Source organism: Paenibacillus sp. J22P15, from assembly GCF_056269345.1.
Window position 1 is genome coordinate 590,442 of record NZ_JBWDNT010000001.1, and the last position, 14,131, is coordinate 604,572.

A 14,131-nucleotide genomic window follows, 5' to 3' on the forward strand; every position below is an offset into this window, starting at 1 on the left:
TCTTTTTTTGATTCCCCGCTATTATTAGTCACATCAAAAATCATGCTTAGAGCCGAGCTCCGTCACTGCATAGTTAGACTGAAAATATATGATTATCTTTATAGTTTTTTCATACATTTAACAATTAAAAAATTTATTGGCGGTTTATTTTTCATGTGCTTACTTGGCTCGTCAATTTCTGAAAACTCCACCAGTCCATACTTCTCAAATTCCTGTTTTATAGAGTCAGAATCATAAAAAAACATTTTTACGCCTTCCATTATCTCGAAATAGTCTTTACCCAATTGTTTGCCCTTTCCAAACATTGGGGCTTTTTTTGATACGGTTGTAAAAATCATATATCCATTGGGCTTTAACAGATCATAGCAATCTTTAATAAACTTTTCTCTCTCACTATTATTCAATAAGTGAATAAGTGCATAGCAAAATATACCGTCATAGCGTTTGTTATCAAAAGGCATGTCAGTTACTGAACCATGAAAAATACTAATATCAAGCCCGTTTTGCCTCGCTAAATCAATCGCTGTTTTTGAAATTTCGATACCTGTTACATTTATTCCATTGTCTATAAAAACCTTTGCATTTCTGCCATATCCAATACCTGGTACCAGTATGTCTTTAACATTCCTTTCAAGGAAAAAGTCCTTTGTCACGATTGCGGATTCTGTAGGTTCAAATCCCCACATCGTTTGTTTTTCAATAAAACTTGATTCCCAGAATTCCGTCATATTTCTATCTCCTTTATGTCTTATTATAAATTGGAAACCGGTAACGGAAGATTATTACAAGAAAGAAGACTGTCGGTAAATTTCGCCGACAGTCCTTCTCTTACAAGCAGTATACTCCTAATCCAATTCGCTGGACAGTTCCTTGAGCGATTTGACTTTACCATGGGGATGCTGGTCTTGCTTTCGTGACTTCCAGGCAGCTTCTTTCCTTCTCTTCTGGTGAGCCATATCAGAAATCCTCCTTTGGAAATTGAGATGTATACCACTTCCTTATACTGTCATACCTCGTCTCTGTTTATTCATGAAATTATTTCGATTAGACTGACCCAGGAATCAAGACGGCAAGGATTTTTTCTTTGATTCGGCATCCAGCTTAAGCCACTGTAAAAAATCGAGCTGGTTCTCTTCAGATACACCGTGGTCGGTCGGATATAGTTTGAAAGTAAAGCACTCCGTTTGTTTTTTTAAATAGACAGCTGTCTCGTGTCCGATACGAACCGGGAACACGGAATCAAATTCGCCATGTGAGACAAAAACTGAAACGTTTTTAACACTCCGAAGTGAATACTCCGTTTTCACAAACTCAGGGATATATCCATTCAACGCCACGATTCCCTTTAACTGTTCTCCCATCGAAAGCGAAAGCGTGATGGACAGGATTGCACCTTGGCTAAAGCCGAGCAAATAACGTTTGTCAGGATCGATCGGATACTTCTCCGTCGCATAATGTATGAATGCTTCGAGATCTTTAACCGCTTGGTCAAACATATCGCGAATTGGGTTTCCTAGGCTTTTCAAATCATAATACTGATATCCCCCACCAAGCGGTAAATTACCGCGAATCCCAATGATGATGAAATCTTCAACCAGTGGAGCGACCAAACCGAACATATTTTGCTCATTCGATCCTTTACCGTGTAAGGTGAAAATCGTCGGATATTTCTTTCCTTGCACGAGATTAGCCGGTAAGTGAAAGTCATATTGATAATTTGGATTCATCTTAGTTTCCTCCACGCTGAAAGTTATTCACTTCGCTTGCTCATAATAAAATGGTCAACAGAGAACGGTGATCGTTCGGCAACAACCAGATACAACGAGACTAAAATGAATACGAGGTCCAACTCATAGCCGGCCGTTTGACCGTTGCCAAGGAGTCCACTTGAAAATTTCGCAGTCATGATTGCACCGATGAGCATGATGACAAACAATCCTGATACATAGCGAGTAAACAACCCCAAAATTAGCATAATACCGCCGACAAGTTCAAGTACCGCAACAGCATAAGCTAAAAATCCCGGGACCCCTATTGAGCTGAACCATGCTTCTACATTGCTAAGTCCCATTTGAAACTTATCTACACCGTGAAAGATAAATATGATGCCCAGCACCACTCGCATAATAATGGAAACAACAGCTGTTCTAGTCATTCGTTTCTCTCCTCCAGAAATATTAGTAATAGAAATATAAATTCTATATGAGTAATTTATCGCATGTTACATTGACTTGTCAACACCGAAATTGATAATATAAAATTAATTTTGGTATTACAAATATTTTGGAGGTATGGCCAGATGGATATTGGTATTACTATACGAGCGATCCGGAAGCGAAAAAATATCACCATCGCTCAAATATGCGAGACAACCGGCCTGTCCCAAGGCTTTATGAGTCAGGTTGAAACGAATAAAACCTCACCGTCCATCTCAACGTTAGAAAACATAGCCCAAGCTCTGAATGTTCCACTAGCCTACTTGCTTTTGAAAAAAGAAGAGCGAATGCGAATTGTTAGGAAAGACGAACGGACAATTACAACAAGCGGTTCAGAAAATCTAAAAGTGGAACATTTGAGTTCCACAAAGAATGTACGGATGATGATCGTAGAGATTCCTCCTAATGGTATGACTGGAGATGTCCCTCATGCGCATGAAGGCGAGGAGGTTCATGTGGTCATTAAAGGGAGAATATACGCGGAACAAGGGGAAGATGGGGCTGAATTTGGTGAAGGAGATTCCTTTAGTTGGAATGCTTGTACGCCCCATTTAGTAAAAAATATTGGTACAGATACGGCAATTGTACTGATCTCCATTTATACTGAGAATGAGAACGGACAGGAACTCATCTAAACCAAAAGCCCTCAATCGAGCCAGATAGGCCGAATGCGGGCTTTTTAATACTTTATAAAAACTAATACGCAGTTAATTCGTGTCACTATTTGAATTTAGGGAAAGCTTCAGACTTTGAAACGTGTATCATCTCCGGCGGGAATTTAGTTTTAAAGTACTTTTCAACACGGGCATGGATATCTCTGTGGTACCATTCGGACAACCCATTGTTTTCAAATAACTGGGGCATCCCCAGTCGCTCTGATCGCTTCCCCATTGAACCATCCCCGATATTGAGCGTATCGATCCAAATCCGATCTACAATACCTTCGAGCACATTGGGGAAATCACGGGTGAACGGAAGTACAGGCGAAATTGAGGCCTGAGTAGCTATTCCGGCTTGATGCAACTCCCTTAATGCGTTTAACCGTAATTGGATTCCTGGCGCATACGGAGCAAATAACTGCTTCATATCTTCTCGATCCGTTTCAATGGTCATGGACACCAGCACTTCGCACTTTGATTTCAAGTGAACAAGCAAGTCAAGATCCCTCGTAATGAGGGGGCTCCGTGTCTGAATTTGAAGCAAGTCAGGCGGACATTCAATCATAGCTTCTATAATACGCCGCGTAATTTCAGCCTTTCGCTCTATCGGCTGGTAAGGGTCCGTTGCCGAGGACATGAAGATATTTACAGGCTTATTTTTACGACGAAGTTTAATCACTTCTGTCCTGTAATTTTCCGCAGCGTTTGTTTTGATGTCAACCCATTCTCCCCAAGGTATATCTTTGAATTTCTGAATCGGCATTTCTCTTACATAGCAATAGCTGCAAGAGAACGCGCAGCCGCTATACGGGTTCAAGGAATGGGTAAATCCAATATCTAAATAGCCTTTCGCTTCGCTGAGTATGTTCTTGGATACGATATCTCTTATGTTAATGGCCACTTAATATGCTCCTCCTCCCTTAGAAGTCGGGGATCGAAAACTTGCAGCTATTCCCGATATTCTTCAGTTTCGCTCCATTGCTCTTTCTTGTATACACTTTAATAAGATGATGTCCCTAAAGTAGTGGTAACTGATGAACCTGTGCTTTAAAGGCACATTGGCGGAATAAGCAGCATTATAGATCTAGTTTCTAGATCTATTTGTGTAGAATAGGTCGTTTTCAGGGAAATAAGTCTATTTTCTAGACTTATTTCTGATAATCCGGCGCTTTAGAGGCACATTGGCGGAATAGACAGCACAATAGATCTAGTTTCTAGATCTATTTGTGTAGAATAGGTCGTTTTCAGGGAAATAAGTCTATTTTCTAGACTTATTTCTGATAATCCGGCGCTTTAGAGGCACTTTGGCGGAATAAGCAGCATTATAGATCTAGTTTCTAGATCTATTTGTGTAGAATAGGTCGTTTTCAGGGAAATAAGTCTATTTTCTAGACTTATTACTGACCATAGACTTCATACCGGCGTCACCATTTCACCAAGGTTGTTTTTGATACCCCATATTTATGCACAGCGGCCATAAGGCCAAGTTCACCACATTCGATCTCTTTGATAATGGTAAATTTCTCCGATGCGCAATATTTAACGTTAGACATGAAAATGCTCCCCTCAAAGTAGCAGGTTTTTATTATTTCACCTGTCTACTATTTGGGGAGCATATCACTCTTGGGACAGCCCCTTATACACAAAATAATAGAAATAGCTTATTATCGGCTTCCTAGGGACCAGCCGGATTGCTTTATAAGGTTTGTAACAAGTTCATCGTCGAATTCGATTCCGAAGCCCGGCGTGCTTGGAATATGAATCTCTCCGTTTTCGATTCGATACCCAGACACATCCATTCCTTCGATTGTAATGTCGTCGTATTCCACAAATTCGAAGTTGCGCACCACGGCTGACAAATGTCCCGACGCATAAATGCCATAAGCATTGCCGTAACAATGAGGCGCTGACCGCAAACCAAGCGTATCCAACTTCTCGCCTAATTCCAGCCAATGCGTGAAGCCAGGCCAGATGATATCGTACTGAAGCACATCGACACGGCCTCGAGTAGCCCATTCAATAAGATGTGGTGAGGCAAGCCCTTCCCCATCCGCGATAAGTACATTCTGCCCACGTTGCCGGAGCCATTCCTTCAGGTCCTCGTACAAGGCATCATCCTCATGGAACGCTTCTTCCAGCCAATACAGATTCACATCCGCCAAAGCCGCCAAGACCTCTTTGGTTAAGTTCAAATTATATGCATTATTTGCATCGATCATGATCTTGCCATTGGGACCTGCCACTTCCGATATCCCTTGTACGATCGCGATGTCTCGCTTTGTCCCTTCCCAGAGTGGCATATGGCGTCCGCCTCGTCCAACTTTAATCTTAAAATGACGATGACCATTCGCATATCCTTGCATCGCTTCTTCTTTCATGAACGCGACAGCGGTTCCCTCATCGGGCAGGTGCAAATCGTCGAAGTATAGAGAGGTATCATAGCATGGGACAATCAAGGGTGCTCCCCTTTCAAAGTGGGCACCCGACACCAAGTCATACACGGGTTTGCGTTGTCTCTTGCCTAACCAATCGAATATTGGATATTCCAATTGCAAACGATACGCTTCGCGCAATCTGCCCTGGTCGTCGAATAAGTCAAGTAATCGGCGACCTATTATGTCTTCGGCCCATTCCTTCGTCATATGAATCGAACTGCCGTAACCTGTTTGTCCATCGATCGTAATTCTGGCTATATCCACTGCGCAGCTTTTGCCATGAATTCCGATTCTGCCATTGGCCCCCGCGCTTCTGGCTCGTTCACCCTTTAATTTGGCGAATTCGATTTTTTCCACTTTCCAATCAGATTGTATACCCGTAATGTTCATAGGTTCCTCCATAACCGCCTCGATGGCTGCATGTCCCGATTTTATTCGTAAGTAGAATACCAAATTATAGAATTATACTGTTAGTGGACAAGAACATTCTTCATCAATTGGAAGGTAGCTTCGTCCTTGTGACTCTCTATTTCATTCTTTACTTTATCTGTGTTGATCAAATAGAATGGGATTACCGTCAGGGTCTTCAATTGTAAAACTTGCAGGCCCTTCGGTTGTTTCATCTGCTTCAGTCAGTATTTTAATACCTTTTGCTTTAAGCTGTTTTTGAATATCTCGAATGTCCGTAAACGAATTAAGATTTTCGCCATTTTCATTCCATCCTGGATTATAGGTCAGAATATTCTTTTCAAACATTCCTTGGAATAGGCCAATTATACAACTTTCATTCTTCATAATGAGCCAATTCTGGGTAATATCACCTCCCAATACTTGGAATCCGAGATTTTCGTAAAATAATTTTGATTTGTTAATATCCTTTACACTTAAACTTACAGAGAATGCTCCTAGTTTCATATTTCCTCCAATAAAAATTATTTTTGAATAGATGCTACACCTGCAGAGTCGCGGTAATAGGATAGTGATCCGATGGGTATTTGCCGCCGTACATGCCTTTGTCGACGTTCGCTGAAACGATCTGAATATTCGGCGTAACGAAAATATAATCGATCGGTTCACCTTCTTCGCCGCCCATGAAATCATGAAAAGTGCAGCCTGGATGCACATCAAGGTAGGTATATGTATGGCGCAGACCTGCTTGTTTCAGAGTCTGGATCGTTTTGGTTTCTGGTTCACAATTGAAATCGCCTGTTAGGATCACGGATGATCCGCTGGTTATATTCATCTTGTCCAAGATGAGCATAGCTCCTTTTATCCTGGCTTCCTCGCTTATGTGATCCAGATGCGTATTAAGAATCAGATACTCCTGCCCGTCGATTTGCCGAAGCCTAACCCATGTGCAAATACGCGGACAAGCGCTGTTCCAGCTTATATAGCCAAGCTGTTCCGGTCGTTCGGACAATCCGAAGGTGCCGCTTTCGACTGGTTTCAGCTTTTCTTTATGGAAGAAGATCGCGCAATACTCGCCCTCTTCGCCGCCAAGCCTGCCCTCCCCGATCCATTCATACTCGGGAAGCAGCGAATTCAAGCTCTCCAGCATGGGCAAGCTTCCTTCTTGCGTGCATACAACGGCTGCTCCAGACGCTTTAATCACTTCTGCGGCTGCTTCTATACGGTTAGGCCAGGCATTTTCCCCGTCCTCCGCGACATGGATACGAAGATTAAATGACATAATCGATAATTCCACAATGATCCCTCCTAACATGAATATAAGATAAGCATATGGCGAGTTGATGGTATAATCAACCCTTAATTAATCCCTAATGCTTGTAGTTTTTGCAACCTGAAATAATAACCTTCCTTGCAAATAAGCTCTTCATGAGAGCCAATCTCAACCAATCTTCCTTTATCCATCACAATAATATAATCAGCCTCTTTGATCGTCGAAAGTCTATGTGCTACAACTACAATCGTTTTATGTCCTTTTAAACTTTCAATTGTTTCTTGTATATATTGCTCTGAAATAGAATCAATCGAAGAAGTAATCTCATCAAATAACAAAATCGGAGCATCCTTCAAAAGAGCACGTGCGATCGAAATTTTTTGGCGCTGCCCTCCCGACAATTTCACACCTGATTCTCCTACCTGTGTACGATAGCCGTCTTGTAAATTTTCAACAAACTCAGCAACGCCAGCCTTCAAAGCTGAATTGTATACATCTTCCTCAGAAGCCATACTGCGGCCTAATAAAATATTTTCGAAAATAGTTCCTTCAAACAAGGGACATTCTTGCGGAACATAGGCTGTCATATTCCTTACCTCATCTGGGGAAGTGCAGGAAATTTCATTTCCCAATACGGTTAAACTACCTTCATATTCATACAATCCCATCATAAGCTTTAGCAGCGTGCTTTTACCGCTTCCACTCTCCCCAACAACAGCAAGCATCTTTCCTCTTGGCAAAGAAAACGATATTTTATCCAAAACAGTAGTATCATTATATCCAAATGAAAGTTGGTTAAAGCTTATAACACGATCTGCATTAAAAACTGATTTAGCGTTTACATGTTCTTGATCCTCTTGAGGTAAGTCAACAAGCTCCAAAACACGAACGCCTCCCGTTAAGTTATTTTGCATATTAGCTATCATGAACCCTATGCTGGCAAGCGGATTTACCAGCATGCTGCCCATACTTTGCAATATGGGAATCTGCTCAATTGTAATTATTTCTGCCTTCCACAAAAGAAATCCTATGCCAATACTAAAGAGAACAACAAAGCTAGCTTGAATCTGACCTAACGTATTTTGAAATGCCGTTAGTTTCACCGCAGACATTTTCTTTCCTTGCAAAGTTATGCAATCCTTCTCATATCTATCGAGTAAAATAGCTTTTTCACCATAAAATCTTAACAACTCTGCATTGGAAAGCAAATCAGTCATACCCATAACTGATTTAGCAACGTGTTTTCTTGCAATTTTATACCTCACTCTAGCAGGAGCGATAAATTTTATATTTATCCATAGCATCACTAAGCCAAATATAAGCAGAACTACACCGCTAATCCAACTTACGGTGAAAATAGTTACGATCGAGGCTACTAGAGTAAATATTAAAGATAGCCCACTTTGCACAGTGCTCTTGAAAACCTCTGAAGCAGCATTAACGTCGCCATCTAATCTTACAAGCGCATCTCCTGAATGTTTGTTTAATAAATTACTTAGTTTGGACTTAATAATACTGTTAAACGCCGTTAGCCGTATGTTTTTGGTCGCAAGCGTAGCGTCTTTATTGCTTATGCCATTGCCGATAGCAACAATAACAAGTAACAGTAAATACAAGATAGCATATAAGATAATGTCTGATACAGCCTTTTGATAATTCCCATTTGTAACTGCGCCAAGCACGGACCCAAGCATCAATGCCATTAATATATTTTCACCATAACTAGAAATAGCTACAACAATGGAACTGGTAAAATAACTCCTTTTCCACGCTAAAATATATTTAAATAAACGCTTCAATTCCGTTATTGACTCCATTGTATTATTTCCGCACCCTCCTTTAATTCTTGAAGTTTAAGTATTTTCATATATTGACCTTCTTGTTTGATCAGCTCATCATGAGAGCCGCTCTGTACAATTTTCCCCTCATGAAGAACATAAATTCTGTCTGCATTTTTGATAGTAGCCATTCGATGTGCAATAGTTAGTGACGTGTTCCCTTTTGTCAAAATACGCAGGCATTCTTGAATTGATATTTCTGAAACAGCATCCAATGCGGATGTAGGCTCGTCCAATAGGATCAACTCGGCATCCTTGAGCAATGCACGTAAAATGGTAATTCTCTGTTTTTCGCCGCCGGAAAATTGAAATCCGCCTTCCCCGACATTCCCATCTAAACCTCGTTCTTCTAACAAAGCTTGCAAACCTGCTAGCTTACACAATGCCACAAGCTTTTCATCCTCTATTTTCATTTGGCCTGTTATCAGATTATCTCTTAAAGTCCCAGGGAAAAGATGGTTTTTTTGACTGACTAATGCAATATTCCGGCGCATCGTTTCTTTGTCCCAGTCATCTAATGAAGTTCCCATAATTTCAACACTGCCGATATTAGGACTTACAAATCCGCAAATCAGTTTTATTAGAGTAGATTTTCCAGACCCGCTGGCGCCAACCAAAGCAACCGATTCACCTTCACGAATTTCCAATGAAACGCCATTTAAAATTTCTTTTTCACCAGGATAAGCAAAATGAACATTATCTATTTTTACAATGCAAGGTCCCTTTTTATGAGGTGTTGTTTCATTCCCGTGTTCTTCTTCAGGTAAGTCTAAAAAGCTATATATACGCTCACAAGCTACCTGCGCCTTCCTTAAATAAGTGACAATATCCGGTGTATCTTGAAGCCATGAGAAAAACCCTCCACCTATAGCGACCAGAGAAAGTAATTCGCCTTGTGTCAGGGTACCCTCAGAGATTCTCCACACTCCCAGAGCAACCATTACAATTAGTGGTAAAAATCCAATTGCTTTACCTGCCGCTGCAACATAAGCAATTGTCTTTTCATTTTTGATCGCTGCATCCGTTGTTTGTTGTATTGCTTTTTCATAGTGATTAAATATCAGATTCTCTAGTCGAAAAGATTTTATCAGCGTAATAAAATGAATCCCTTCTTTTGCTCTCTGTTGAGATACTGCCAGTTGGCTTATATAAATTTTTTCATTGATTTGGACTTGTTTTGTCATAAGAATACTAAAAGGAAGAACCAATAAAGATATTGAAATAAAAACAATCGTAATATTAAAATCCACAGACAGCATAAACGCTGTAACTCCAATAAGTTGAACAAATAGAGTTGTTACCATAGAAAGACCATAGTAGGTAAAACCATTAAGTGTATCCATTTCTGAACCTAAGTGAGATATGATTTCTCCGCTATCATGTGTTTCCAAATAAGGCATACTTAGCTTAGTCGTTTTTTTACCTATAGCTAAACGCAGTCTTAGAAGAACTTCTTCAGACATACGCCCTTTAGTATAGGTTGATATACCATGAAATGGTGACGCTAAAAAGGTAGAGCCCAGCAATAATATGAATGACATCATAAATGAATCATTTTGAAAAATAATATCATCTGCAACCTTACCAATCATTTTTCTCATATAAAAATCCAAAAGCAAATAAACAATTGTGGCTATAATGCTTGTTATGTACCATGGCCAACTTTTGAGTACATCTTTCATAAGAGAGGTAACATAGTTAGTATTGATTTTTTGAAGGTTCAATAAGATCACCCGTATTCATCGTCTTTGACTGTTCATATTTGTGGAAATTATTTAGAAGGTTTAACTCGAGAAGTAGATTAAAAAGAAATCACCGTAATTGGGAATTGGAGTTGGAGAATACTCATGAATATAATATTATTGTTACAATATAAAATTGAATATTCTAAATGTATAAAACGAGGTTAGCTTCCTTAATTTTACTGTATCACATTCGAAAAATGATGTGTATTTTATAATAACGACACAACCACTGCAATAAAACGACAATTACTCGTTCCTCCAAAACACGCATAATGAGTTCATAATAAAATGGAAACAGTTTTAAAAATATCATCAATAAGAATACAAAAAGAACCGCAGCCTAACGACGAGGCGCGGTTCTTTCATCTTTTATATCATCAACATTAATCCACTTTCTTTGGTTTAATATGCTTCTCCTGCACCTTTAACGGTATAGCAAGTGTATGCTGCTCTGACCCGTCCTTTGCGCTTCTTTCAAAAAGCACCAACACCATTTGAGGCTGAACGGCATAATCAAATTTGACATCGATCAAAAATTTTCCCCACTCAGGGGCTCCCGCGTCAGTTTGAGCATGACCCTCTGCTAATATTTGATGACCGTCCTCCAGGCTCCAACTGAACGCTCCCTCAAATACACGAGCTTCACCTTCTACGACAAACTCATTTCCTAACTCTTCATTGGGTTCTGGCGTGTATACGCGAAACGCTTCATTTTCTGATTTAATAGTTGGTGTAATCTCGCCAGACTTCCCATTAATGCGTACTACGACAGGCTGATCGATATGTTGGAAATGAACAAGGACTACGTTCCAAAATTCATTTGCTGCATCCTTCTCAGCTTTTTTCACTGCCCATGGGCCAGCGAGCTCCGTCTGCGCCTCCAGAGCGATGCGTACCGCTTCCGACCTATTGATACTTAGTTGTTCTTGATCATCTGTCAAGAGAATCAGCTTCGCTGCATGAGCTCTTCCAGGGAAAGATTCCATTAATGGTCCATCATACCACGCTTCAACTTGAGCTCCAACGACAAAATCCGCGTTCGTTATAGCCGTACCATCACTATTAAGCAGCTCCGATTTTTCTGTTATTGTAAGTGAATAGGCTTCGATATATGAATCATCGCCTTTATCAATATACGCAGTCACTAATATGGTATTACCGTCAATGGAGACAATTTCAGCTTTCTCTGAGGTTATTTTCTGCTGCTGTTCTTCCTGCACAGGTGTTTCCACATCTTCAGGCTTACTCCCATTATTTATTTCCGCTTCGCGTGCGCATGCGGCCATAAGAATCACTGTACATACCATAAAAAGATAAAGTGCCATTTTTCGCATTGTCATTTATCTCAACTCCTTTCCTTTTGTAGACGTGGAGAATACATCAATTGTTTCACGTTGATTTGTTTGGTTTTAACCTGTCACACACATTTGTGCAGTATCCCACACTTATTCAATAATTATTGGTTGTTACGTCTTCGTTTAAACAAAACTGTCTCTAACTTCGACGCAAACGACTACCGATCGTCGAGGCTCCGACATTAATAATAGTTCATAAACAATATGAAGCAGCTGCCATGGCAAACTGCTCCTTATATGAGAACTAATATTCTCCATTAGTCGAGTGATGTGTTCAATATTATCTTTTCCTTAACTTAGCTATTCCAAGATCGATAACATATCCAAATATGAACCAAAATGCTACATTCATTAGATAGAGAGTCGTAAATGAAGGATGAGGCCGAATGCGGTAATATTCTGTTATCCAAAAAGGTGGACTTGTAATAAATAATAATAGATTTTTATCATCTTTTCCCATTATGTTATAGATGACTACGATAACAGCAAATAGGGTCAACCAAAAGCAGAATTTCTTGAGTATATTCAAAATTAGCCTCCAGTGATAGGGATTAGTCTCACCAACTGCCTTACAACCAAATTGTAAATAAAACTTATGTTGTAGACCAGTACCAACTTTATATAGTACTCTAATCCATATCGATTACCTGCGATGTTTCCTAAAAAAGCTCCCTAATAGCACAGTTTTTAGTTGTTTCACCATCATTTCTTCCTCCGGCAGGCACTTCCCACTGGTTTCTCCATGTATTAAAACAAATAAGATACCTTCCTTCGAATCTAACCACAGCGTATGAACCTGCCAACGGTTGCAGCTGAGAGAATTATCTAAGCTTCAAGCCTTAAAGACTTATATTTCCACATTCGATACAGTCCTGCAACTAGAATGATAAAAGCAATAACTTCAATAATTCTAGGAATGTAATTCAATAATGAGAACATCTCTCCAAATGTCATTCCCATCGGTAATGTTGTATTGTTCGCAGTATAAGAATCAACGATTCGATTAATTATGATAGGAGCAATAAAATCATAAATCTTTAGTAAGATGATAATAAGAAAGAAATAAAAGCCTGGTTTGAAGTGATTTTTCCAGCACAGTATAAGTCCAAAAATCAATAATAATAAGTAGAAAATCAAAATCAAACTTACAAAAAAATTAAAAACCTCCACCGAATTACACCCCTTTGAATTTCGAATATTAAATACACTTAACCATACGGTAAATATGTATATTTATATTGCTCATTAATTTGTACTATTCTTGGTGGATATTCAACGGAAAATTTCAATCTTAATAATCAAGAAGGTTCTCAATAAAAAAAAGAAGTATGACAGCAGTCTGTCATACTTCTTCATAAAACTTGAGCGAATTTTGAAGTTGTCTTTGTTTAAAGGCACTAAATGGATGGTATGATTCGAATTTCCTTATCCAAATTGGCAAGCATCATGTAATTGCGATTGAAAGTAAAGATACGTTTTATCTGATAATAGGACATGATTACAGCAGTGAATGCTTCGCTGAGAGAAAAACGGAGCTCGGGTCTGTCGATAAGCAGTCTTCGCGATTCTCTGTCAAATTCGGGGCTGCTTGAGATGACCTCCAGCTTGCCGTTACTCACTGCCTTATCAATTGCATTCAGAAAATATTCCGCCTGCTGATAGCTGTATTCATTGCGAAGCCATTCGTGAAGATCAAATATTATGGAGTTGGTCGTCACGTAATTACGTTCAAGATCATGCAAATCCAGAAACAGGGAACGGGCTTTCATATAGCAGGGGTCTTCAGGGTTCATTAAAGCAGCTAAAGCTGTTTCATCCAGAAAAATTGTATGCTGAATGTTCAAGTGGTTATCCATATGTCAGCACTCCTTAATCTTCTAGTTTGCAAATACCATCTAAATACAAAAGTGGGTTATCTTCCTTTTGATCCACTGAGATGGCGGGTATTTCGTTTGGGGCGCTTGCCAGGTATTGGACAATGATCCCATTGACGAGTGCTTGCACGGTTGTATGCTGCTTATTGGCGATTGCTTTCAGCTCAACATGATATTGCGGATTGAGTTCTATAGTGCTATCTACTTTTTCTTCACTTCTTGAGGAAATGAATTCGGAAGCGGTAGACTTCGCTTTTTCGATGAAGCGTTTGTAATTATTCACCATCTTGATTCACTCCTTATGTATAACTGTTATAAAGATTCGTCG

Annotated in this window: 17 protein-coding genes; 1 reads left to right on the forward strand and 16 read right to left on the reverse strand. The window is 39.7% G+C overall.

Annotated features, from left to right (window positions below):
• Positions 1-98 precede the first annotated feature (98 nt).
• From AC0YN6_RS02745 to AC0YN6_RS02760, 4 genes are all read right to left on the reverse strand, one after another.
• A complete protein-coding gene (locus AC0YN6_RS02745; protein WP_475744936.1) occupies positions 99-728 on the reverse strand; it encodes a class I SAM-dependent methyltransferase in 630 nt (209 codons plus the stop codon).
• A 117-nt stretch (positions 729-845) separates the two neighbouring features.
• A complete protein-coding gene (locus AC0YN6_RS02750) occupies positions 846-956 on the reverse strand; it encodes a DUF6254 family protein (protein ID WP_475744938.1) in 111 nt (36 codons plus the stop codon).
• Between the two features lie 105 nt (positions 957-1,061).
• A complete protein-coding gene (locus AC0YN6_RS02755) occupies positions 1,062-1,727 on the reverse strand; it encodes an alpha/beta hydrolase (protein ID WP_475744939.1) in 666 nt (221 codons plus the stop codon).
• A 23-nt stretch (positions 1,728-1,750) separates the two neighbouring features.
• Positions 1,751-2,155, reverse strand: coding sequence for a DoxX family protein (locus tag AC0YN6_RS02760; protein WP_475744940.1), 405 nt, complete (start codon positions 2,153-2,155; stop codon positions 1,751-1,753).
• 144 nt (positions 2,156-2,299) lie between these two features.
• On the opposite strand from AC0YN6_RS02760, the gene AC0YN6_RS02765 reads away from it, so the two are divergent.
• Positions 2,300-2,851, forward strand: a complete 552-nt coding sequence (locus AC0YN6_RS02765) for a helix-turn-helix domain-containing protein (RefSeq protein ID WP_475744942.1) — start codon at positions 2,300-2,302, stop codon at positions 2,849-2,851.
• Positions 2,852-2,936: 85 nt separating this feature from the next.
• Here AC0YN6_RS02765 and AC0YN6_RS02770 read toward each other — a convergent pair whose 3' ends face one another.
• From AC0YN6_RS02770 to AC0YN6_RS02825, 12 genes are all read right to left on the reverse strand, one after another.
• Entirely contained in the window at positions 2,937-3,776 is an 840-nt protein-coding gene (locus tag AC0YN6_RS02770) for an SPL family radical SAM protein (RefSeq protein WP_475744944.1), read from the reverse strand.
• Between the two features lie 523 nt (positions 3,777-4,299).
• Positions 4,300-4,428, reverse strand: coding sequence for a hypothetical protein (locus tag AC0YN6_RS02775; protein ID WP_475744946.1), 129 nt, complete (start codon positions 4,426-4,428; stop codon positions 4,300-4,302).
• A gap of 111 nt (positions 4,429-4,539) precedes the next feature.
• Positions 4,540-5,700, reverse strand: coding sequence for an enolase C-terminal domain-like protein (locus AC0YN6_RS02780; protein WP_475744948.1), 1,161 nt, complete (start codon positions 5,698-5,700; stop codon positions 4,540-4,542).
• Positions 5,701-5,853: 153 nt separating this feature from the next.
• Positions 5,854-6,225: a VOC family protein gene (locus tag AC0YN6_RS02785; protein WP_475744950.1), complete on the reverse strand. Its 372-nt coding sequence runs from the start codon at positions 6,223-6,225 to the stop codon at positions 5,854-5,856.
• Positions 6,226-6,259: 34 nt separating this feature from the next.
• Entirely contained in the window at positions 6,260-7,015 is a 756-nt protein-coding gene (locus tag AC0YN6_RS02790; RefSeq protein WP_475744952.1) for an endonuclease/exonuclease/phosphatase family protein, read from the reverse strand.
• Between the two features lie 62 nt (positions 7,016-7,077).
• Complete coding sequence (locus AC0YN6_RS02795; protein WP_475744954.1) at positions 7,078-8,790, reverse strand: ABC transporter ATP-binding protein; 1,713 nt, start codon at positions 8,788-8,790, stop codon at positions 7,078-7,080.
• A 5-nt stretch (positions 8,791-8,795) separates the two neighbouring features.
• Positions 8,796-10,553, reverse strand: coding sequence for an ABC transporter ATP-binding protein (locus AC0YN6_RS02800; protein ID WP_475744955.1), 1,758 nt, complete (start codon positions 10,551-10,553; stop codon positions 8,796-8,798).
• Between the two features lie 404 nt (positions 10,554-10,957).
• A complete protein-coding gene (locus AC0YN6_RS02805; protein WP_475744957.1) occupies positions 10,958-11,914 on the reverse strand; it encodes a Gmad2 immunoglobulin-like domain-containing protein in 957 nt (318 codons plus the stop codon).
• Positions 11,915-12,588: 674 nt separating this feature from the next.
• The gene (locus AC0YN6_RS02810; RefSeq protein WP_475744958.1) at positions 12,589-12,714 is read right to left on the reverse strand and encodes an NUDIX domain-containing protein; all 126 of its coding nucleotides are present in this window, start codon (positions 12,712-12,714) and stop codon (positions 12,589-12,591) included.
• A gap of 40 nt (positions 12,715-12,754) precedes the next feature.
• Positions 12,755-13,099 carry a hypothetical protein gene (locus AC0YN6_RS02815; protein ID WP_475744959.1) on the reverse strand — a complete coding sequence of 115 codons (345 nt, stop codon included), beginning with the start codon at positions 13,097-13,099 and terminating at the stop codon, positions 12,755-12,757.
• 227 nt (positions 13,100-13,326) lie between these two features.
• Complete coding sequence (locus AC0YN6_RS02820) at positions 13,327-13,785, reverse strand: type II toxin-antitoxin system VapC family toxin (RefSeq protein ID WP_475744960.1); 459 nt, start codon at positions 13,783-13,785, stop codon at positions 13,327-13,329.
• 13 nt (positions 13,786-13,798) lie between these two features.
• Positions 13,799-14,089 carry a hypothetical protein gene (locus tag AC0YN6_RS02825; RefSeq protein ID WP_475744962.1) on the reverse strand — a complete coding sequence of 97 codons (291 nt, stop codon included), beginning with the start codon at positions 14,087-14,089 and terminating at the stop codon, positions 13,799-13,801.
• Positions 14,090-14,131 lie beyond the last annotated feature (42 nt).

Bases quoted from the DNA above. Each gene is read 5' to 3' on its own strand.
- AC0YN6_RS02775 (WP_475744946.1), bottom strand. From the start codon at position 4,428: ATGTCTAACGTTAAATATTGCGCATCGGAGAAATTTACCATTATCAAA.
- AC0YN6_RS02820 (WP_475744960.1), bottom strand. From the start codon at position 13,785: ATGGATAACCACTTGAACATTCAGCATACAATTTTTCTGGATGAAACA.
- AC0YN6_RS02825 (WP_475744962.1), bottom strand. From the start codon at position 14,089: ATGGTGAATAATTACAAACGCTTCATCGAAAAAGCGAAGTCTACCGCT.
- AC0YN6_RS02780 (WP_475744948.1), bottom strand. From the start codon at position 5,700: ATGAACATTACGGGTATACAATCTGATTGGAAAGTGGAAAAAATCGAA.
- AC0YN6_RS02755 (WP_475744939.1), bottom strand. From the start codon at position 1,727: ATGAATCCAAATTATCAATATGACTTTCACTTACCGGCTAATCTCGTG.
- AC0YN6_RS02750 (WP_475744938.1), bottom strand. From the start codon at position 956: ATGGCTCACCAGAAGAGAAGGAAAGAAGCTGCCTGGAAGTCACGAAAG.
- AC0YN6_RS02765 (WP_475744942.1), top strand. From the start codon at position 2,300: ATGGATATTGGTATTACTATACGAGCGATCCGGAAGCGAAAAAATATC.
- AC0YN6_RS02745 (WP_475744936.1), bottom strand. From the start codon at position 728: ATGACGGAATTCTGGGAATCAAGTTTTATTGAAAAACAAACGATGTGG.
- AC0YN6_RS02785 (WP_475744950.1), bottom strand. From the start codon at position 6,225: ATGAAACTAGGAGCATTCTCTGTAAGTTTAAGTGTAAAGGATATTAAC.
- AC0YN6_RS02760 (WP_475744940.1), bottom strand. From the start codon at position 2,155: ATGACTAGAACAGCTGTTGTTTCCATTATTATGCGAGTGGTGCTGGGC.
- AC0YN6_RS02805 (WP_475744957.1), bottom strand. From the start codon at position 11,914: ATGACAATGCGAAAAATGGCACTTTATCTTTTTATGGTATGTACAGTG.